This window comes from Streptacidiphilus sp. MAP12-16, assembly GCF_041262165.1.
Classification (GTDB): Bacteria; Actinomycetota; Actinomycetes; order Streptomycetales; family Streptomycetaceae; genus Streptacidiphilus.
Genome location: NZ_JBGCBY010000015.1, coordinates 60,371 through 81,064, shown reverse-complemented (window position 1 = coordinate 81,064; position 20,694 = coordinate 60,371). Strand labels below are relative to the sequence as shown.

General features: G+C 67.9%; 18 protein-coding genes and 1 pseudogene. 13 read left to right on the top strand and 6 right to left on the bottom strand.

Annotated features, from left to right (window positions below; genetic code table 11):
- Positions 1-151 precede the first annotated feature (151 nt).
- Entirely contained in the window at positions 152-1,036 is an 885-nt protein-coding gene (locus tag ABIA33_RS20980; protein WP_370083879.1) for a LysR family transcriptional regulator, read from the bottom strand.
- Positions 1,037-1,171: 135 nt separating this feature from the next.
- Between ABIA33_RS20980 and ABIA33_RS20975 the strand changes: the two genes are divergently transcribed.
- From ABIA33_RS20975 to ABIA33_RS20960, 4 genes are all read left to right on the top strand, one after another.
- On the top strand, positions 1,172-2,620 hold the full coding sequence (locus ABIA33_RS20975; protein WP_370083878.1) for an MFS transporter: 1,449 nt from the start codon (positions 1,172-1,174) through the stop codon (positions 2,618-2,620).
- A gap of 92 nt (positions 2,621-2,712) precedes the next feature.
- Positions 2,713-4,278, top strand: a complete 1,566-nt coding sequence (locus tag ABIA33_RS20970) for an amidase (protein WP_370083877.1) — start codon at positions 2,713-2,715, stop codon at positions 4,276-4,278.
- A 4-nt stretch (positions 4,279-4,282) separates the two neighbouring features.
- A complete protein-coding gene (locus ABIA33_RS20965; protein ID WP_370083876.1) occupies positions 4,283-5,653 on the top strand; it encodes a dihydroorotase family protein in 1,371 nt (456 codons plus the stop codon).
- Positions 5,650-7,056, top strand: coding sequence for an amidase (locus ABIA33_RS20960; protein ID WP_370083875.1), 1,407 nt, complete (start codon positions 5,650-5,652; stop codon positions 7,054-7,056). The genes ABIA33_RS20965 and ABIA33_RS20960 overlap by 4 nt, the downstream gene beginning before the upstream one ends.
- 30 nt (positions 7,057-7,086) lie before the next feature.
- Here the strand turns inward: ABIA33_RS20960 and ABIA33_RS20955 are convergent.
- Positions 7,087-7,222, bottom strand: a pseudogene (locus tag ABIA33_RS20955) (integrase); the annotation flags it as partial.
- A gap of 82 nt (positions 7,223-7,304) precedes the next feature.
- Here ABIA33_RS20955 and ABIA33_RS20950 point away from each other — a divergent pair.
- The 6 genes from ABIA33_RS20950 to ABIA33_RS20925 all read left to right on the top strand — a co-directional run bounded on the left by ABIA33_RS20950 (position 7,305) and on the right by ABIA33_RS20925 (position 11,313).
- The gene (locus tag ABIA33_RS20950; protein WP_370083874.1) at positions 7,305-7,799 is read left to right on the top strand and encodes a MarR family winged helix-turn-helix transcriptional regulator; all 495 of its coding nucleotides are present in this window, start codon (positions 7,305-7,307) and stop codon (positions 7,797-7,799) included.
- Positions 7,796-8,137 carry an ester cyclase gene (locus tag ABIA33_RS20945; protein WP_370083966.1) on the top strand — a complete coding sequence of 114 codons (342 nt, stop codon included), beginning with the start codon at positions 7,796-7,798 and terminating at the stop codon, positions 8,135-8,137. The genes ABIA33_RS20950 and ABIA33_RS20945 overlap by 4 nt, the downstream gene beginning before the upstream one ends.
- Positions 8,138-8,166: 29 nt before the next feature.
- Positions 8,167-8,703, top strand: a complete 537-nt coding sequence (locus tag ABIA33_RS20940; protein WP_370083873.1) for a YceI family protein — start codon at positions 8,167-8,169, stop codon at positions 8,701-8,703.
- Positions 8,704-8,722: 19 nt separating this feature from the next.
- Positions 8,723-9,286 carry an NADPH-dependent FMN reductase gene (locus tag ABIA33_RS20935; protein ID WP_370083872.1) on the top strand — a complete coding sequence of 188 codons (564 nt, stop codon included), beginning with the start codon at positions 8,723-8,725 and terminating at the stop codon, positions 9,284-9,286.
- A 49-nt stretch (positions 9,287-9,335) separates the two neighbouring features.
- Complete coding sequence (locus ABIA33_RS20930) at positions 9,336-10,133, top strand: SDR family NAD(P)-dependent oxidoreductase (RefSeq protein WP_370083871.1); 798 nt, start codon at positions 9,336-9,338, stop codon at positions 10,131-10,133.
- A 112-nt stretch (positions 10,134-10,245) separates the two neighbouring features.
- Positions 10,246-11,313, top strand: coding sequence for an MBL fold metallo-hydrolase (locus ABIA33_RS20925; RefSeq protein WP_370083870.1), 1,068 nt, complete (start codon positions 10,246-10,248; stop codon positions 11,311-11,313).
- Between the two features lie 66 nt (positions 11,314-11,379).
- On the opposite strand, the gene ABIA33_RS20920 is transcribed toward ABIA33_RS20925, so the two are convergent.
- On the bottom strand, positions 11,380-11,988 hold the full coding sequence (locus ABIA33_RS20920; RefSeq protein ID WP_370083869.1) for a TetR/AcrR family transcriptional regulator: 609 nt from the start codon (positions 11,986-11,988) through the stop codon (positions 11,380-11,382).
- A gap of 92 nt (positions 11,989-12,080) precedes the next feature.
- On the opposite strand from ABIA33_RS20920, the gene ABIA33_RS20915 reads away from it, so the two are divergent.
- From ABIA33_RS20915 to rox, 3 genes are all read left to right on the top strand, one after another.
- Positions 12,081-12,548, top strand: a complete 468-nt coding sequence (locus tag ABIA33_RS20915) for a nuclear transport factor 2 family protein (RefSeq protein ID WP_370083868.1) — start codon at positions 12,081-12,083, stop codon at positions 12,546-12,548.
- A gap of 41 nt (positions 12,549-12,589) precedes the next feature.
- Positions 12,590-13,837 carry a low temperature requirement protein A gene (locus tag ABIA33_RS20910; RefSeq protein WP_370083867.1) on the top strand — a complete coding sequence of 416 codons (1,248 nt, stop codon included), beginning with the start codon at positions 12,590-12,592 and terminating at the stop codon, positions 13,835-13,837.
- Positions 13,838-14,303: 466 nt separating this feature from the next.
- Positions 14,304-15,731 carry a rifampin monooxygenase gene (rox, locus tag ABIA33_RS20905; RefSeq protein ID WP_370083866.1) on the top strand — a complete coding sequence of 476 codons (1,428 nt, stop codon included), beginning with the start codon at positions 14,304-14,306 and terminating at the stop codon, positions 15,729-15,731.
- 91 nt (positions 15,732-15,822) lie between these two features.
- Here the strand turns inward: rox and ABIA33_RS20900 are convergent, their stop codons facing one another.
- The 3 genes from ABIA33_RS20900 to ABIA33_RS20890 form a co-directional block, all read right to left on the bottom strand.
- Positions 15,823-17,256: a phytoene desaturase family protein gene (locus tag ABIA33_RS20900; protein ID WP_370083865.1), complete on the bottom strand. Its 1,434-nt coding sequence runs from the start codon at positions 17,254-17,256 to the stop codon at positions 15,823-15,825.
- The gene (locus ABIA33_RS20895) at positions 17,249-19,351 is read right to left on the bottom strand and encodes a protease pro-enzyme activation domain-containing protein (RefSeq protein ID WP_370083864.1); all 2,103 of its coding nucleotides are present in this window, start codon (positions 19,349-19,351) and stop codon (positions 17,249-17,251) included. Before ABIA33_RS20895 ends, ABIA33_RS20900 begins: the two co-directional genes overlap by 8 nt.
- Before the next feature lie 64 nt (positions 19,352-19,415).
- On the bottom strand, positions 19,416-20,627 hold the full coding sequence (locus ABIA33_RS20890) for a M23 family metallopeptidase (protein WP_370083863.1): 1,212 nt from the start codon (positions 20,625-20,627) through the stop codon (positions 19,416-19,418).
- Between the last annotated feature and the right edge of the window lie 67 nt (positions 20,628-20,694).

Sequence of the window (20,694 nt, the reverse complement as noted above, 5' to 3'; positions counted from 1 at the left end):
TGCCGCACGCGACCGTGGTCGTTGTCCAGCTGCACGTGGTGCGGCTCGCGAACAAGATGGTGCTCGGCCGCCGGGGGCCGGACGGTCGCCCCGGAGTGTCGTGCCCGGCGCCGGCTCCTGCGCAACCGTGAGGACCTGACGGACAAGCAGTTCAGTCACCGCCGACGGGCGAGGATCCGAGTGCTGTGGCCACGAAGGCCTCGGCAGCGGCGGTCAGGGGCTGGTCCCTGTGGACGATAAGCAGGTCGTAGGCCACTCGAGGGAGCAGAGGCAGGACCACGGCGCCTCTGCTCTCAGCTTCCCGTGACACTGTCCAGGGCAGGAAGGCCGCGCCGACGCCTTCCAGAATCAGCGGAATGACCGCTTCTCGGTGGGGTGTCTCCACCGCCGTCTGCAACGCGATGCCGCGTTCCTTGGATTCGTCAAGCAGGTTGCGGGCTCGTGTGCCGACGGCGCTGCTGATGAAGGGAACACCTGCGAGCTGCTCCAGGCTGACCGGGCCTTTGCCGCTCAGCGCGTTTCCTGGTGGGAGTACAACGACGATTTCGTTGCTGCCGATGGGATGTGCTCGCAAGTCTGCGGACACGGGGCGGTCCGTCAGCCCTACCTCGCTCGCGGCATTCGCGACCGCTGCCGCCGCGAGAGCGCCATCTTCGGTGGGAAGCATGACGACCGTAACGTCAGGGTACGCGCGACGGAAGTTCCCAACGATCCTGGCCAGGGGCTCGATGCTCAGAGCTGGTGGCGCGCTGACGGTGACGCGGCCGCCCTGGAATCCTCTCAGGGCGATCATGGACTGTCGTGCGTCTTCCATGTCTTTGAGGACGCGCCGCGCGTAGGTGAGCAGGACTGCTCCCGCCTCGGAGAGCACTACCCCTCGGCCGACCCGGTGGAACAAAGGCGCATCGCATTCCCGCTCCAGCCTGCGGATGGCTTCGGACAGTGTCGGCTGGGTCACGTGCAGTCGAGCGGCGGCCTTGGTGAATCCACCGCATTCGACGGCGGCGACGAAGTATTCCAGAGTGCGGACATCCATAGGGTGACCCTATCAGTTTCATCAAAAAAATAGATTGGAATGATCTGTCGTGGCGGTGTTCTATGTCCCAAAGGCTTCAGTTCATTTCGAAGATGCCGAACGGTCGACATAAACTCCAAGACACAGGAGAGGCTTGTGGATTCCACCCCGGTCCTGATCAGAACCAAGGACGATGTCGTCCGGGTGATCAACGAGAGTGCGGACGCGCCGCACAGCCGCATGATCGGCTTCATCGCGCTCGGCGGCTTCTTCCTCGATGCGTATGACTTCACCAGCCTGAGCGCAGGCTCGGTACAGATGAAAGCGGAGTTCGGACTCAGCGCGAGCCAGCTCGGTCTCGTGACCGCCGTCATGGCGTTCGGAGCCATCGTCGGCGCGCTCAGCGGTGGCTACTTCGTGGACCGGTTCGGCCGGCTGCGAATGTTCATCGTGAACCTGTTGCTGTTCGTCTTCGCAACGCTCGGCGCGGCGTTCGCTCCGAACTACCAAACCCTCATTGTTCTCCGCCTGTTGATCGGTATCGGTGTCGGGCTCGATGTGCCGGTGGCCATGGCGTTCCTGGTCGAGTTCATGGCAATGAAGAAGAAGGCGAAGTGGGCGGAGTCCGCAGCGGCCTTGTGGTCGGCGGCGACCGTCTGCGGGCTCCTCGTGGCTCTCGCCCTCAACGCCCTCGGAGCAGGTCACAGCCTCTGGCGCTGGGAGGTCGGTCTCGGTGCTGTGCCGGCTTTGGTGATTCTCCTTCTGCGCTTCAGATACATGGCTGAAAGTCCCATGTGGGCGGCGACCAAGGGGAACCTGGCGGAAGCAGTACAGATTCTCAGTGCAACCTACGCCAGGCCGTTCGAGCTCGCGCCGGACGCGGTGGTCGCGTCACACAAGGAGCAGGACGGCGACCCGTTCCGCCCCTTCGGCCGGCTCTTCACCGGGGAGTTCCGCAAGCGCACCATCTTGATCTGCCTCATCAGTGCGGCGCAGAGCATCCAGTTCTCTTCGGTCGGTTTCTACCTGCCCCTTATCGTCTTCTCGTTCTTCCACAGCAGCTTCACCGTCTCTTTGCTGGCCTCCGTGTTTGCCAACACCTGCGGCTTGTGCGCCGCGCTTCTTGCAGCGAACGTCGCGAACAAGCTGGGGCTGCGCAGGCTGACCATCATCGGGTTCACCGGTGTCGCATCCGTACTCGTGGTACTCGGCCTCGTGGGCCACCTGATACCGCCGGTGCTCGGAGTTGTGCTCCTGGCGTTCTTCATCGGGGCGCACACCTTCGGTCCCGGCTCCACCGCGCAGGCGATGTCAGCCATGTCCTACCCAACCCGGGTCCGCGGCGTTGGGGCCGGGCTCTCCCAGGCCAGTAACCGAACGGGCAGCCTGATAGCGCTTTACGGTGTCCCGGTCCTGCTGTCCGCGTTCGGGCTCTATCACGCCCTGCTCGTCCTGCTGATCGCCCCGGTGATCGGATTGGTCGCACTCGCGGTGATCAAGTGGGAGCCGGTGGGCAACGTTTCCGAGGACGAGCCCGAGTCTGTCTTCGGTCCTCCCGCACGGGCAGCAGCGCCCGCGGTTACGACATCCACTCACTCACTCTGAAGGCAGGTGCAATGCCAGTGAAATCCCGATCCGCCATTCTCCGGCTGATTCAGCCTGACCTACAGGAAGGCGTCCTCGGGCGTGCCGGAAACATGCTCGATGACGTAGCCGCCTATCTCGACTCGGTGGACGTACGAAACCTTGACGGCGCCTTCCCGGCCTTCACGTTCGACCCCGCGGCCGCATCCTCCTACCTGCCCCCGCCGGTGGATCACCCGGCTCTTGAACCGGAGAGTGGTACGGCTCCCGCAGTGGACGTTCAGGACTTGCCCTGGACGCCGCCCACCGATATCGCACGCCTGGTGCGTGCCGGAGAGCTCACAGCCGCAGAGGTGGCCGGGCTGTATGCACGGCGGATCGATGACTGGCAGCCGGAGGTCAACGCCTTCATCGAGGTGACGCTCAACGAGGCTGCCGCTCCCCTGAGCGGACCTCTTGTCGGCGTCCCTGTCGGCCTGACCGACCTGATCGATGTCGCAGGGCTGCCGACGACCGCCGGATCCGCGATGATGCGCGGCCGGATCGCCGGAGCGGACGCGGACTGCTGGAGTGCCCTGTCCAACTCCGGTGCCGTGCTGGCAGGCAAGTTGAACGTGCAGGAGTTCGCAGCCGGCACGACGGGAGAGAACGCCCGGTTCGGCTGGACCCGGAACCCGTGGGACACGACCAGGATGACCGGCGGAGCATGCGGCGGAGCGGGGGCCGCGGTGGCCGCCGGTATGGTGTCGGCGGCGCTCGGCCCGGACCCCGGCGGGTCGATCAGGGTACCGGCAGCCCACTGCGGGGTCGTCGCCCTCAAACCCACCTACGGCGCCATCAGCAGGCGCGGCGTCCTCCCGTTGACCTGGACGCTTGACGCTCTCGGTGTGATGGCGCAGCGTGTGCGCGGAGTCGCCGGCATCGCCGATCAACTGCTGGTCCCGCACACACCGCGCGGCAGGCGTGGCAGGCATGGCAGCTGCGAAAGCGCTGCGCTGGCCGGAGAGCTGGCGGCAGGACTTGATCTGACGTTCGGAATCCCCACCTCATGGCTGGACATGGGGCTCGATCCAGAGGTCCGCGACGCCTTCGAGAAGGCACTGAAGCACCTCATGGACCTCGGCGGAAAAGTGCGCGAGGTGGACGTACCGTACGCGGGGGACATCCTGCGTATGCACCGGGCCATCGCCTTCTCGGAGGCATCGGCGTCCCATGAACCGTTCCTCCTGCATCAGGCAGACGAATACGGAGCCAATATCCGCGACCGGGAGGAGGCCGGGCGAGCGATGCTCGCCGGTGACTACCTCAAGGCATCCCGCATACGTGCCGTGCTGTGCCGAGACTTCTCCGAAGTGTGGCGCGATGTCGACCTCATCCTCACGCCGACGGTCCCGGTCCCTGCGGCACCGATCGGGACCGAGTCGGTGACGACGAGCTCACGAGGTCCGGAGCCCACTCACACCGTTTACACCCGCTACCTTGCCCCCTTCAGCTCACTCGGCCTTCCCAGCCTGTCCGTCCCGTGCGGCGCCACTACGGGCGGCCTTCCGATCGGAATGCAGCTGGCCGGTCCGCCGCATGCTGAAGCTCTGCTCTTCTACGCGGCAGGCGCCTACGAAGCCACCACAACCTGGCACACCCGACACCCGGTACTCCCCCCTCGGCGAAAGGCAGGGTAAACGCATGTACGACATGGCTGTCACCGGCGGATCCGTCGTCACACCCGACGGCGTCATGCAGGCGGACATCGCGGTGAGAGACGGCGTCATCGTGTCCGTCGGTACTCCCGTCGCACTTTCGCAGGTCACGGGGCGCGTCGTCGATGCCACGGGGAAGCTGGTCCTGCCCGGAGTCATTGATGCCCATGTCCACTGCCGGACCTGGACCGATCACGCCGACGCCATCGGCGACTCGCACCGCTCCGCGGCATTCGGCGGCGTCACCACGGCGATCACCCAAATCAGGGCCCCTGCAGACATGGCTCCCTCCGCCGCGATCGAATACTTCATCACGGAGGGCGAGCGGACCTCACCGATCGACTTCGGCTTGCACACCATTCTCCGCCCCGAGCACAACGCGGTCACAGAGGTGCCCAGGGTGATCGCGCTCGGTAGCCCGTCCGTCAAGTTTTTCATGTCCTACAAGGACAACGGGATCATGACTCCCGACGCCACTCTCTTGCGCAATCTCCGCACCGTGGCAGAGAACGGAGGCCTGGCCATGGTGCACGCGGAGGACGGAGAGATCCTCGCAAACCTGATCGGCCACGCACAGGCGACTGGACGTACTCGGCTCGAGGACTTCGCTTGGACGCATCCCGCCTCCGCCGAGGACCTCGGTGTGCACAAGGCACTCGCCTACGCGAAAGCGACCGACTGCGCTCTCTATATCCTGCACATGACAACAGCGGGTGGTGTCAAGCTCCTGCACGACGCGGCCGCGGCCGGCCAGCGCGTGTTCGGGGAGACCTGCCCCAAGTACCTGACCCTGACCAACGATGACCTCCTGCGCCTCGGAGCGCAGGCCAAGGTCGGGCCTCCCCTGCGCAGCGACAGCGACCGCGAGCACCTCTGGGACGCTTTGAAGACAGGAATCCTGTCCGTGGTGGCCAGCGACCACGCTCCCCGTGCGCGGGAGCGGATGGGGCAGGTGGCGGATGTGTTCTCCGAACCCTACGGCGCACCCGGTACGGAGACGATGCTGCCAGTGATGTTCGACGAACTGGTGGTGAGGCGCGGAGGGAGCGTGTCCGTCCTGGCTGAGGTTCTCAGTACCAACCCGGCGCGCATCTACGGCCTCTACCCGAAGAAGGGCGTGATCGCGCCGGGCTCCGACGCGGATTTCGTTCTGGTGGATCCCGGCCGCAGAGAAGTGATCAGCGCGGCAACCCAGCACTCCACGGCCACGTACAGCTTGTATGAGGGCCGAGAGGTGACAGGCTGGCCTGTCCTCTCCACCGTGCGCGGCGAGATTGTGCTCGAGGACGGCGCGCTGCAGCAGCAGCCTGGATTCGGGAAGTACCAGCACCGAAGCCTGCGCGAGCCCACACGATGACGGAACTGTGGGGACTCACCCTGAGCACGCAGGCACGCGGGGTCCGGGAAGGCGCGTTCTCCGCGGAAGAGCTGATGCGTTCCGTGCTGGACCGCATTGCTCAAACCAACTCGCAGGTCAATGCCTTCTGCACCCTGAATGAGCATGCACTCGCAGAGGCTCGTGCGGCAGACAAGGCGCTGGCGGAAGGCACGGCGACCGGGCTTCTGCACGGCGTGCCGTTCTCCGTCAAGGACCTCCTACCAACCGCCGGACTGCGAACCACGCTGGGAAGCACCGCTTACGCGAACTGGATCCCGGACCATGACGATGTGTCAGTGGAGCGGATGCGCACAGCAGGCGCGCTCCTCGTGGGAAAGACGAACACCCGCGAGCTTGGCTACGGCATTGTCACCGACAACGAACTGTTCGGGCCGACCCGCAATCCCCGAAAGCTCGGGTGCACAGCAGGAGGATCCTCAGGCGGCTCAGCTGCGGCAGTGGCCAGCGGCATGGGATCGATCAGTCTTGGCAGTGACGGCGGCGGTTCACTCCGCGTACCCGCTGCCCTCTGCGGAGTCTTCACACTGAAACCCACCTTCGGGGCCGTTCCCCTCTACCCCTCGTGCCGACTACCCACGAAAGCCGGACTTGGCAGCTGGGAGACACTTGAGTCCGTCGGGCCGATCACACGCACCGTCGAGGACGCTGCCCTGGTGTTGGAGACGATCGCGGGATTCGACCAGCGGGACCGGCATTCGATGCCGACCGATCTGCGCGGGCTGCGGGCAGGTCTGGACGACGGCGTGAGTGGGCTGAGAATCGCCTGGAGCCCACGCCTAGGGCAGGCAGACGTCGACCCCGAGTTGCTCGAGCTGACGACACGCGCCGTCAACGCACTCGACCAGGCTGGCCTCGGCTGCGAAATTGCGACCGTTGATCCACCGATCGGAGATCTCCACGAACTACGCAAGGTGTTCGCAACCACCGTCGCCCGCGACTCGGACCTGGCGGGACTGCGCGAGCTAGCTGGGCGTTACAAAGTGTCAGAGGACATACAGGATCTGGTAGGGAGGGACTGGACGGCTGAGGCCTTTGCCTGGGCGGCCATGCGCCGGCAACTGCTCTATGACGTGATCAGGAGCTTCATGACGGACTGGGACCTGCTCATCACGCCTACCACCGCGACGGCCGCCTTTCCGATCGGTCTGCGCGAGCCAGAGCAGACCGTGGCGCATGACTGGTCACCGTTCGCATTCTTGTTCAACCTCACCGGCCAGCCCGCGGCAAGCGTGCCGATCGGGACAACTACGGATGGTCGGCCTGTCGGCCTGCAGATCGTGGGCCGACGTCTGGCGGACGCCACCGTGCTGAGGGCAGCCCGCGCTTTCGAACTTCTGGGTATGAACGGTCCGAACGTCTGAACCGCACCGGGTTCGATGTAGACCGTGACGTGTGAATTTCGAGCCTCGATCCCGGATCAGGAACCGAGCCCGGCTGCCCGCGTCCTGCGGGGTCCGCGGGGTGCGCGGTGTCACCCAGGATCCGGATGCGACGCCTTGCGTGCTCGATGACCGCGAAGACGAACATGATGATTCAAGTGATTGACACGGAGAATACGACACGGAGCAGTCCCGTGTCACTCGCCATTTGAGGCTGATACCCTCTCAAAATGACCACCCATGACAAGGCGCCGGCGGACGAGCATGCCGACCTGTGGCTCACGTCGGCCGAGCTGGCCTCCTGGATATCGGTGGTCCGCCTGATCACCCGGCTTCCCTGGGCCATCGACGCGCAGCTGCAGCGCGACGCCGAGCTGAGCATGGTCGAGTACATGGCCCTGGCGATGCTGTCCGAGGCTCCCGAGTGGACCTTGCGCATGAGTGCGCTGGCCGAGCACACCAGCACATCGCTGTCCCGGTTGTCGCACATGGTGAAGCGCCTGGAGAGTCGTGGCTACGTCCGGCGCGAACCGGACCCCAGTGACGGGCGCTTCACCAATGCCACCCTCCTGCCCGCCGGCATGAGCAAGCTGGAATCGGCAGCGCCCGGTCACGTGGCCCACGTCCGACATCTCGTCGTGGAGAACCTGTCCGGCGAGCGCCTGCGCCGACTCGGCCAGGACGCCGAGCGCATCCTGCAGCGCATCGACTCACCCGCGCGCTGACTGCCGACGGGACCTTCGCCGACGAGTCCATCACGCTCACCTACCGCGGCGCGGACGAGCTGGGCAAGACGGTCGAGGTCTACGCGAAGGCGTTCCCCGACATGCACCGTGAGCTCGGCCAGTTCTACCTGACCGACAACATGGTCATCGTGCAGCTGCGCCTGCAGGGCACCCACCTCGGCCCGCTCGAGCTGCCCTCGGGCACCGTCCCGCCGACCGGCAAGCGCATGGATGCCCCGTGCTGCGACGTGTTCGAGCTGGTCGACGGCAAGATCAAGCGCTCTGGCCTGAACCCGAGCATCAACTTGAGCCTTCAAGTCAATAGGTCTATGCTTTGACTTGAAGGCTCAACCTAAAGGAGGTCGTCATGACCACCGCAACGCCAGAGCCGGGCCAGTACGCCATCGACGTCCCCCGCTCCCAGATCACCTTCACCACCAGGCATCTCTTCGGGCTGGGCACGGTCCACGGCAGCTTCAGACTGCGCGGCGGCACCGTCTCCCTCGCCCAGCCGCTGACGGGATCGCGGGTGGACGCCGTCGCCGACGCGACCAGCTTCGACACCGGCAATCGGAACCGGGACCGTCAGGTCCACTCCACGACCCTGCTGGACACCGCCACCTACCCGGACATCGCCTTCACATCGACCGGCGCGGAGCTGAACCAGGCCGGCGCCTGGTCCCTCCAGGGCCTGCTGACCGCCCACGGTGTCCGCACACCCCCCACCTTCACCGTGGCGCAGGCCCAGGTCGACGGGGACGAGATCGCCGTGGAGGCCACCGCGACCGTGGACCGCTACGCCCACGGCGTCACCAGGCTCAAGGGCATGGCGGCGCGGCACCTGCAGCTGACCGCGACCATCCGAGCCCGCCGCGCCACCGGCAGCCCTGCCTCGCAGGACTGACACGCAAGGAGCTCACCTCATGAACACCCTCAAGATCGCCGTGATCCTCGGCAGCACCCGCCCCGGCCGCAACGGGAAGGCCGTCGCAGACTGGGTGATCGACCGCGCGGGCGCCCGCACCGGCGCCGAGTACGAGCTGATCGACCTCGCCGACTGGCCCCTGCCCCACATGGACGAGCCCCTGCCGCCGTCCATGGGCCAGTACCAGGGAGAGCACACCCAGACATGGGCCGCGAAGGTCGCCGAGTTCGACGGATACGTCTTCGTCACCCCCGAGTACAACCACTCCATCCCCGGGGTACTGAAGAACGCGATCGACTTCGCCTACGCCGAGTGGAACAACAAGGCCGCCGCCTTTGTCTCCTACGGCACCGTCGGCGGCGTGCGCGCCGTCGAGCACCTGCGCACCATCGCGAGCGCGCTCCAACTCGCCCACGTCAACCAGCAGCTGTGTTTCTCGCTGTTCTCGGACTTCGAGAATCTCTCCCTCTTCAAGCCCCGGGAGCGCCACGACGCCGCGGCGACCAACCTGTTCGACCAGTTGGAGGCCTGGTCGACGGCCATGAAGACCCTGCGCAGCTGAAGCCTTGGCATCGGGTCGCCGCTGCCGCGGTGTGACCAGGAGGAGTCACATGACAGAGAACGCCGGCTCCACCCAGCTCGAGCCGTGGGCCACGCACCAAGGCCGCGTCGCCGTCGTCACGGGCGCAGCGCGCGGCCTCGGCGCCGCCATCGCCCGCGGACTGGCGCGCCGGGGCGCCACCGTCGCCGCGGTCGACCTGTCGGCTCCCGAGCAGACTCAGCGCGAGATCGAGGAAGCCGGCGGCAGGTGCGTCCCGTTGATCGCCGACGTCTCCGACCCGGCCGCGGTCCGCGCTCTGCACGAAGCGGTGCAGGCCGCTTGCGGCCCGACCGACATCCTGGTCAACAACGCCGGGATCGCCGGCATGGCGCCGCTCGCGGACGTCGACTTCGCGCACTGGCGCCGCGTGCTGTCCACCAACCTCGACTCCCAGTTCCTCATGTCCACGGCCTTCGCCGCGGACATGCGTCAGCGCGGCTGGGGACGGATCGTCAACATGAGCTCCTCGGCGATCTACACCAACACCACCGACATGACGCCGTACCTCGCCAGCAAGGCGGGCATCCTCGGACTCACCAGCGGCCTGGCCAACGACCTGGCCCCCTTCGGCATCACGGTCAACGCCGCCTCACCGGCGTTCACCCGCACCCCACTGATCGACGAAACCGTCGCCGACGGGGCCATGCCTGCCGACATCGATGCCCTGCTCGCCGGCGAGCAGGCGATCAAACGCCGGGCCACGCCCGAGGACATCGTCGGCACCGTGTTGTTCCTCACCGGCGAGGACTCCGCGTTCGTCACCGCGAAGTTCATCGCCGCCGACGGCGGCTACACCCGCAACTACTGACCCCGCCTCGCCCACGAGCACCCCGACGCCGCTCTGCGAAGCACGTCCGGGCCCTGAACAGAACCGTGCACGACCAGCCCGAACAACCCTGTTGCGAAAGGCAGTTGAGACCATGTCCGTGCTCGATTCCCCGACGAACCGGCGTACCTTCCTGGCGCGGTCCGCGAAGGTCGCGACTGCTCCGGCGATAGCCGCGCTCGCAGGCGGCGTCCTCGCCGCGCCGGCCTCCGCCGACGCCACCGACCTGCCGGACTACGCCCCGATACCGCCCTCGGCGCTCGGCCCCGCGGTCAACGCCCAGGGCTACTATGTCGGCCGAATAGAACGGAACCTGTACTGGGTCACCGACGGCACCTACCAGGCGGCGTTCCTGACCACAAAGGAAGGCGTCGTGCTGTTCGACGCGCCCCCGACGATCGGGCACAACCTGCAGCGCGCCATCGACGAGATCGCGAGCGCCAACGGCCTGCCCAACAAGGTCACCCATCTGGTGTACTCGCACCACCACGCCGACCACCTCGGGGGCTCGTCCCTGTTCGGCCGCGACGTCGAACGGATCGGCCACGCCGAGACGCGCCGACTGCTGCTGCGCGACAACGACCCGGCCCGCCCGGCGCCGGACGTCACCTTCGAGGACCGCAAGACGCTGCACATCGGCGGGGAGCGCATCGAACTGGCCTACCAGGGCACCAACCACACCCCGGACAACATCTACATCCACTTCCCCGACCACGACACGCTGATGCTGGTCGACATCAACCTGCCCGGCTGGGTGCCGTTCCACAGCTTCAACCTGAACGAGGACGTCCCCGGATCCATCGCCGTCCCGGCCAAGGCCCTGGCCTACCCGTGGACGCACCATGTCGGCGGACATATGGGCCGGCTCGGCAGCCGCGACGACATGGCCACCTACCAGAGCTATGTCAACGACATCGTCGACAACGTCAAGACCGCGATGGCCACCGTCGACCCGACCCCGTTCTTCGCGAAGTACGGCGACAACACCTGGGCGGCGGTCAAGACCTACCAGGACGCGATCGCCGACTACGCCGCCGCCCCGGTCATCAGGAAGTACACCGGCGTCCTCGCCGCCGCCGACGTCTACACCACCAGCACCGCCTTCGTCATCCTCGAATCCATCCGCCTCGACCTCGGCTACGGCTCCCAGGTCCACCCCTGACCCGGCAGGTCAGCCGACTCGCCCGGATCCAGGCCCACGCCGGCGGATCCGGGCCGACGACGGCTCCTAGGAGGGTGGAGTGATCACGTCCGGGGCGGCGGCGGCTGCCGCCCACCACGCGGGGGCGCACGCCACGGCCGCGTCGACAAGGTCCTCCTTGGTGACGTCCGGATCGCTGAGCCACGCCTTGATGGCTCCGGCGAAACCGTGTGCCAGGAACTGGGCGATCACCTGGTGGCTGACGTCGGGAAGCCCACGACCGGCGACGCGTGCCAGGAAGGAGAGAGCGTAGTCGTTGAAGTGACGCACCATCGCGTCGTAGACACCGCGGTCCGCAGGATCGCCGAGGGCGTTCCGGTAAACGGGCCCGAACCGCTCGACGTGGTCCGCCACCTCCGAGATGGCCAGCCGCAGCAGCTTCGGGCCCGGGTACCCCTCGGCTCGGCGCCGGTCCTCCAGCCGGTGCCCGGTCTCCAGGTCGGCGTAGAGGGCCTCGATGAGCGGATCCAACGGGGTGCTGTAGCGGTTGTAGAAGGTCGCCCGGGTGACCCCCGCACGCTCGGCCAACTCGGCGACGGTGATCTGGGAGACGGGCCGCTGCGAGGCGAGCTCAACGACGGCCTGCCGCAGAGCGCCGGTGGTCCTCGTGACGCGCGGATCGGTTCGATCGCTCACAGAACGGCCCTCCAGATCCTTCAGTCCGGTTGCGGGAGTCCGCGACCAGTGCTCTTATACATATGTCAAATAGTTTCACGAAGGGGATCGCCATGTCCTCCCACACCTCGATCTCACCTCAGCAGGCCGCCGACCGGCTGGCCATCCGCGAGCTGATCGACGCCTACGCGCACTGCGCCGACCGTCGGGACGCCAAGGGCCAGATGGCCCTGTTCACCGAGGACACCCGCCTCCTGGTCTACATGGACGCCACCGCGACCGCGCCGACTCAGGAACTGCACGGACGCGAGGCCCTCGCCCCGGTGTTCGACAACCTGAACACCTACAAGGCCACCACCCACTTCAACGGCCAGAGCACCGTTTCGCTCGACGGCGACCAGGCGAGCGGCGAGAGCTACTGCCTGGCCCACCACATCTCATACGGCACGGACGCCGAGCGCACGATCATGATCGCGTCCATCCGCTATCTCGACGAATTCGTCAAGCAGGACGGCGAGTGGTACTTCGCCGAGCGCCGCCTGATGGTCGACTGGACCGAGACCCGGCCCTGCGCGACCTGATCACGCCGGTCCGCCGCCCCGAACGGTAGGAGCGTCACCGGATGACGGACGAAGGCGCCCCCGCCGTAACCGGCGAGCCGACGTTCTGGAGGCGGATGCGGCGACAGCTGTGGCAGCCGCCGCGCAGCCACGGCGAGCAGCCGCGCGAGCGCGTCGTCGGCCCGCTGGAGCTCTTCTACGATCTGGTGGTAGTCGTCCTTGTCGCGCAGGCGGCCCACCATCTTGCGGGGAAGCTCACCTGGCGCGGCCTCGGCGAGTACGCAGCGGTGTTCGGGCTGGTGTGGATTGCCTGGGTCAACGGGAGTCTCCACCACGAGCTGCACGGTCACGACGACGCCCGGGCCCGGAGCACCTTCCTGCTCCAGATCCTGGTCCTCGTCCCTCTGGGAGCCTTCATCCCCGAGGCGGGCGGCGCGCGGGGCGCGGCCTTCGCCGTCACGGCGGGGATCCTGTTCGCGGTCCTGGCGGTGCTGTGGATGCTGGCCTCCCGCGGCGACCGGCCCGAGTACCGCCGCTCCAGCAGACGCTTCGTCGCCGGAACCGTCTTCTGTGCCGTCATCCTCGGCACGAGCGCGCTGCTCCCCGCCGTTTCCCGGGTATGGATGTGGGGGCTGCTCGACATCGCCTACCTGGTCGGCTTCGGAGCAGTGATCCTCGGAGCGGCGCCGGGCGCGGCTGCCACGTTCACCATTACCGACGCCCTGATCGAGCGGTTCGGGCTGCTCATCATCATCGTGCTCGGGGAGACCGTCACCGGCGTGGTCAGCGGGCTCGCGGCCGAGCCGCTCAGCGTGCTCGCCGTCGCTGTCGCGCTGATCGCCGTGGTGGTCGGATTCGGCGCCTGGTGGACCTACTTCGACTTCGCCGGCCACCGCGAGCCGCGGCAGGCGCCGGTGGCCACCGTGCAGTGGATGCTCACCCACCTGCCGCTGACGGCGGCGGTGGCCGCTATGGGCGCGGCGATGGTCAGCCTCGTCGAGCACGCCCACGCGGCACGCACCGCCACTGCCACGTCTTGGGTGCTCTGCGGCGGCGCGGCGGTCGTGCTGTCCAGCACCATGCTCGTGGCCGCCAGCCTCGAAGCCTGGCGCAGCAAACGCGAGCTGTACCGCCCGCTGTCCCGGACGTGTGCGGGGGCGGCCGTCGCCTGCCTCGGGCTGGGCGCGGCACGCCCGGCGCCGCTCGTGCTCGGCCTCGTCCTCGTCGCACTCTTCGGCATCCCCTGGTGGCTTGCCGTCGCCTACCGCCTCCGCCACGAGGAGACGCTCCCACAGGAGTCGGCCGGCTAGGTTCCTGTGGGCGCTCGCAGCGTGGGCGGGTTCGTCAGCGCTGCAGGTGGGCGGTGAGGAAGTCGGTGACGTCGCGGCGGATGCGCACGGCCTCGGGCAGGTCACGCGCCGCGTCGCCGTTTCGGGAGGAGCTTTGTCTGTCCACAGCGGACAACACAAGGCAAAGGCAAGGAGGTTACCCACTCCTTGCCACTCTCAACATATAGCGCACCGGGGGGCTTGCGGCAAGGCCCGGGTCGTGCCACAGAATGGTCGGCCAAGGCCAGAACCTGCGGAAATGACAGATTCGCGACGTGCGTGTGCTGTTGTCGGCGTATGGGTTGCGCGGGAACGTCGAACCGCCGGTGGGACTCGCGGTTCGGCTGCGCGGCCTCGGCGCGGACTCGGCGCGGAGGCACGGGTATGCGTGCCACCCGACTGCGCGGAGCGGCTGGCCGGAATCCACTCTCGTTGAATGGGCGTATAGATGATTGACGTGATCGTGGTCGGCGGCGGACCGACCGGTTTGATGCTGGCCGGCGAGTTGCGGCTGCACGGCGTGCACGTGGTCGTGCTGGAGAAGCTGGCCGAGCCGACCAGCGAGTCCCGTGGGCGCGGCCTGCACGCGCGCAGCGTCGAGATGATGGACCAGCGCGGCCTGCTGGACCGATTCCTCGCGGTCAGTGAGAAGTTCCAGGTCGGCGGTTTCTTCGGCGGCATCCTCAAGGCGTGGCCGGAACGGTTGGACACGGCGCACCCGTACGGCCTCTCCACTCTGCAGCCGGTCACCGAGCGGCTGCTCAACGAACATGCTGTCGAACTCGGTGCCGAGCTCCGGCGCGGCTGCCACGTGGTCGGGCTCAGCCAGGACGAGGACGGGGTCACTGTCGAGCTGGCGGACGGCACGCATCTGCGCTCGCGCTACCTCGTCGGGTGCGACGGAGGCCGCAGTGTGGTGCGCAAGGAGCTCGGCGTCGGTTTCCCCGGCGAGCCCGCCAAGGTCGAGACGCTGCTGGGCGATATGGAGATGACCGAGGATCCGGCGACGGTTGCCGCTGTCGTCGAGGAAGTCCGCAAGACCCAACTGCGGTTCGGCACCATCCCCAACGGGGACGGGACGTACCGCGTCATCGTGCCCGCCGACGGAGTGGCCGAGGACCGTACGACCGCGCCGACCCTCGAGGAGTTCAGGCGGCAGCTGCGGGCGGTCGCAGGCACCGACTTCGGCGTGCACTCGCCGCGCTGGCTGTCCCGGTTCGGCGACGCCACCCGGCAGGCCGAGCGCTACCGGGTCGGCCGGGTGCTGCTGGCCGGCGACGCGGCGCACATCCACCCGCCGACCGGCGGGCAGGGGCTCAACCTCGGCGTGCAGGACGCGTTCAATCTGGGCTGGAAGCTGGCCGCCGCGGTCAACGGCTGGGCACCGGACGGGCTGCTGGACAGCTACCACGCCGAACGGCACCCGGTGGGCGCGCGCGTGCTGGACAACACCCGCGCGCAGATCACGCTGCTGGGGACCGATCCGGGTGCGACCGCGCTGCGGGAGCTGTTCTCGAAGCTGATGGACTTCGAGGAGGCGAACCGGTACGTCACGGAGATGATCACCGCGGTCGGGATCCGCTACGACTTCGGCGAGGGCCACGAACTGCTCGGCCGGCGGTTGCGGGACGTGAAGCTGAAGCAGGGTCGCCTCTACGAGCGGATGCACGGCGGCCGCGGGCTGCTGCTCGACCAGACCGGCCGGCTTTCGGTGGCAGGGTGGGCGGATCGCGTCGACCACGTCGTCGACGTCAGCGAGGAACTGGACGTGCCGGCGGTGTTGCTGCGGCCGGACGGCCACGTGGCGTGGGCCGGTGAAGATCAGCAGGATCTGCTCAGCCAGCTGCCCAGGTGGTTCGGCGCTGCCGTCAGCTGAGCGACCACTTCGCCACCCTGCTCTCTCTCGCCCTCGACCTGCCCCGTGGCCTCGGCGTTCTCCTCAACTGGCGACCCGGACGGCGGGTTCTTCAGTGCAGGGCACGTCCTGGTCTACGGGTTGGGCGCAGCGCGGATCGTGCGGCGTTGTAGCCGCACATGCCGTGTACGCCGGCCCCGGGGGGTGTGGCCGCGGAGCACAGGTAGACGCCTGGAATGCCCGTTGCATAGGGGTTGAGGGCCAGGCGTGGTCGCATGAGCACCTGGCGAGCCGTGTTGGCTCCGGTGATGATGTCGCCGCCGACGTAGTTCGGGTTGTCCTGGGCGAACTGGCTGGGAGAGCGGATGGCGCTGGCCACGATCCGTTCCCGCGTCCCGGGGGCGAACCGTTCGAGTTGGTTGAGCACTGCCTGGGTGGCGTCCCCGTCGTATCCGTGGGGGACATGGGCGTAGGCCCAAAGGGGATGGACGTTACCGTTCGAGCGACTGGGATCGGCGAGGTACTGCTGCGCGACCAGAACGAACGGCCGGTCGGGCATGCGGCCGACGTTGATGTCGCGCTCGGTGCGTGTGATCTCTTCCAGGGTGCCCCCCAGGTGTACGGTTCCGGCCTGTCGGCACGCCTCGTTGGTCCACGGCACCCCTTCCTCGATGGCCAGATCGACCTTGAAGGCTGCGGGGCCATGTCGCCAGCGTGAGTAGGCGCGTCGCACCTGCCTGGGCAGGCGGGTCCCACAGATCGCGACCGCGGCGCTCGGGGTGACGTCGAGCATGACGACCTCTGCAGCAGGTAGTTGGGCGAGGGAACCCACCTGCACCCCGGTCTCGATGGTGCCTCCGAGGTCGGTCAGCACCCGGGCGAGAGCCCGGGTGATCATCGCGGATCCGCCGCGTGCGACCGGCCAACCGTACCGGTGGCCGGCTGCGATCAGCATCAGCCCCAGCGCCCCGGTGACGGGTCGCTCCAGTGGATGGAAGGCATGCGCCGCCGCCCCCGCGAACAGCGCCCGGGCCCGGTCTGTGTGCCAGCGGCGGGCGACGGAGGTCGCGGGTCGCATCGCCTGGAGCCCGAATTCGGCCAGACGCAGCGGATGCTGAGGCACGTGGAGCATGGGCCGCAGCAAGTCGTCGGTCAGCGCGTCGAAGCCAGAGGCCAGTGGGGAGAACAGACGCGACCAGGCCGAGCCGTCCGTGCCCAGTCCCGCAGCCGTGGCCTCGACCGAGCGGACCATCACCCCTGCGTCGCCGTCGTCCAGCGGATGCGCGAGGTCGATCCGGGGCCAGAGCCATTCCACGCCGTAACGCTCCAGCGGCAGTGCACGCAGGAACGGGGATCCCACTCCCATCGGATGCACAGCGGAGCAGTGGTCGTGCAGAACACCGGGTACCGTCAGTTCGCTGGTCCTGGTGCCGCCTCCGATCTCGTCGCCGGCTTCCAGGACAGTGACCCGCATCCCCTGCTGGGCCAGGGCGACGGCTGCGGACAGCCCATTGGGGCCGGCCCCGACCACGATCGCTTCACTCATGGGTCAAGTTTCCTGCCCCCAGCGTGATGCCCGCGTCGGGCGAGGAGTTCCTGTGGTCGAGCCACCACCTGTAGGAGCGCAGATAGTCGGCGGTGGGTGAGCCCAAGCCGGTGGCGTTGTCGTAGCCGTGGCCCGCGTGGAGGCCGTAGTCCTGGCCCAGGGCGAAGAGCAGAACCTGGGGGGCGCCGCTGGCGTCCGGTCCCAGATCGAGGATGTCGGACAGTAGGGCGCCACCAACCACCTTGGGGTGGTCCAACACGTCATGAAAGACGCCGAAGGCGTTGCGCAGGTAGAGGTCCGGGTTGGCGAACCCGATCGGATGACCCGCGGCCTGCTGGGCATCGGCCTGGATTCCGGCGAAGGCGGGGGCGGAAACGGACGTTCCCCCGTAGCCGACCTCACGGTAGCTGCCGCCCGACGTGAATCCGACCAGAGTCGACAGGGCGGCGTCGCCGTCCATCGCGACGTCCGGGGTGACCCGCCGGGCGATACTGCTCCGAGCGCCCGTCAGCAGGGAGTGGGACAAGGAGGACGGAACGGTGCCCCACTGGTACCAGGGTTGGTCGAAGTCCTCACTGGTGCCGCCACCACCGCCGAAGTAGAAGGCACCGGGGAAGGGTTGCCAGGCGGTCGCGTCGGCGGAGAGAACCGACAGGCGATCGCCTGCGCTGGTCTCCCAGGCGGCGCCGCCGTCCTTGCCGAGGGCGAGCGCAGTTGCGCCGACGGAGGTGACCCAGGGGGATGAGCTGGGGTAGTCCGCCTGTGCGCGAGTGGTGGCGCGGTCGCAGTTCACGCCGGTCAGCGCGGCGCCGGGGGAACTGTCACCGCAGTCGCCCGCGGCGACGTAGATGCCTATGCCTTCCGCGACACCTTCTTCAAACAGCAACTCCCATGCGTTCACGATGCCGGGGGTGAGGTAGGCCGGATCAGCGTGCATGATCTCGTCCCAGGAGTTGGAGACAACGTCCGCTCGGCGACTGTCGATGATGGACGCCTCGGCGTCCATCAGATCGTCGTTGAGGCAGGAGTTCGCGCCGACATACAGGACGTTCGCACCAGGCGCGAGGCCGTGAGCCATCTCCACATCGAGGGATTCCTCGCCTGCCCAGCTTCCTGGGGGTGCGCAGGCAGGGCTGACGTGCCACTGCTGGGGTGTGACGTGCTCGGCGTACTGACCCGCTCGAAAGGGTTGGTCGCCGTGACGGGCGGCGAAGTGGTCCGCGTCCGCGAGCATCGTCGGGGAGCCGTAGGCGTCGACGATGGCGATGGTGACGCCTCTCCCGGACAGGCCCGAGCCGGTCACGCCATAGGCCCGGCGAAGTTGGGAGGGGATGTACGGGCAGGGGGTGTAGGGCGTCGTGGCGGTGTAGGCAGTGGGGAAGCCGGTGGCTACCTGCTGTCCGTAGGAGGGCGAGCAGACGCTCTGGGTGCCGGTCCACTGCGTGCCTGTCCCCTGTGTGCCGGTCCTCTGCGTGCTCCTCGCCGCGGTGCTGGGACCACCGGCGGGACGGGCTGCGGCGGGGGCGGAGATCCCGGAGACGGCGAGCACGGTGGGCGCGAGGTCGGCGGGGACGGTCAGGTCGCCGTCGGGGGCCTGCTGGACGCCCTGGGGGGTGGCGTAGCGATGCAGTGAGGTGTGAAAGGCGGTGCGGATCGCGGCGGCGGTGCCGGCGACGGCCAGGTAGTGGGCAGTATGTGCGGTGACGGACAGCCCGGTACCGGTGAGCCATTGGGCGAGGCGGCTCGTCTGCTGCGGGTCGGCCCCGAAGCGTGACTGGAACTGCCCCGGAGACAGGAACTGGCCGTGGCGGCTGCTGTTGGGGTCGGAGACCGCCGCGTCGAACGCGGCCAAGGCGGCGGGAGCACGGCTGGCGAGATAGATCCGAGCGGTCACGGTACTTTGGTCGGGTACCGCGCCTCGGTCGGCCGTCGGTTTCGCGAAGTCCGGCCTGGAGCCGAGGACGGCCGAGCGCCCGGGCACGGGATCGGCGTGGGCAGGTGCGACCAGAGCCACCGCCAGCAGGCCGATCACCACGGGTACGGCGGCGGCCGCTTGCCGGGCGGTCAACCGGTACTGCCTTGGACCTCTGGGCATGACCATTCCCCCTGGGTGACGTGGTTCCTGTGCCACTCGTGTGGCAACGAAAGTTGAGTGATCCTCAGACAGTGATGCGTCGACCGCGCCGCAGGCCTCCGTCGATTCCGATGAAACGCAACTCCAGGCCCTGGCCCTCGCGTTCGGCGTGCAGGTGCAGGTGAGGTTCGGTGGAGCGGCCGGAGTTCCCTACCTCACCCAGGACTTGACCCGTGCGCACCTGCTCACCGGTGCGCACGCGCACGCTGCCCGGACGGAGGTGGGCCAGGTGGACCACTTCATGACCGGTGTCGATGCTGACGTGATTGCCGTACGGCGGTGCGGCCCACGGGCGGCCCGGAACCTGATCCTGCAGGCCGTCCAACGCCCGCACCACGGTGCCGTCACACGGCGCCAGCACGGGCACTCCGTAGGCCGCGAAGTCCGTGACCTCCCGAGGCGAGAGTCCCGAGGCCCGGCCTCCGGTCGCTCCGAGGGCCACCAGGTCGAGCGCGCCGCGCTGTGCCGCGACACGTACATGGTGGTTCAGTCCAGGACCGCCGCCTTGAACCACGTACCAGGTTCCCTGCCCGAACGGCATCGCCAGAGGACGTGAGATCTGCGATGCCAGCTGGTACCCGCGCCCGCGCAGCAGCGTGACGACCAGAAATCCGAGCACCGACAGCGTGCCCACGGTCCAGGAGTCGAGGTTTCCCGCGGGCAGGCCCGGGAGTCGGACCACCGACAGCAGACTTGCTGCCGCCGCTACAACCACAACTCGCTGCACGGCTCGGGGGAGCTTCCACTTCGCGGGAACGTCGAAGCCCTGGAACAACACGACGAGAATGCTCAGGAATCCCGCGGCGAAGATCCACTCCGCGACGGACCCGGCCTGCCAGCAGGCGACACAGCTCAGGGCCCACAGGATGAGCCAGCCGCACCAGAACAGCGCGGCAAAGCGGCCCTGATGCAGGCGCGGTGCCCGCCGCCGGCCACCGATGACCAGCCCGGACAGCCGACCGTCCACACTGCGGACCGCCCACGCCGACGCCTGTCCTCTGGTGCCGCGGATCTCCAGACCCTCGTGCCCCTCGACCACTGCCACGAACGGACCGATGCGGCGCCACGTCGCCGTCAGAACGGCGTCCAACGCACGCTCGCCCACTCCGTCGACCAAGCCGGGCGCCAGCGCCCGACGCTCATGTGCGGGAGCGCTCAGGAACGCGGTCAACGTCTCCACGACTGTCCCGGTGCCCGGTTGCGCCCCGAAGTCGGGCGAGGATGTCAGGTCTGGCATCGGTAGGTGCTCCCGTTGATGAGGAGAATCGTGCAGCGGAACGGCCGGAGACGACGGGTTTGAACCA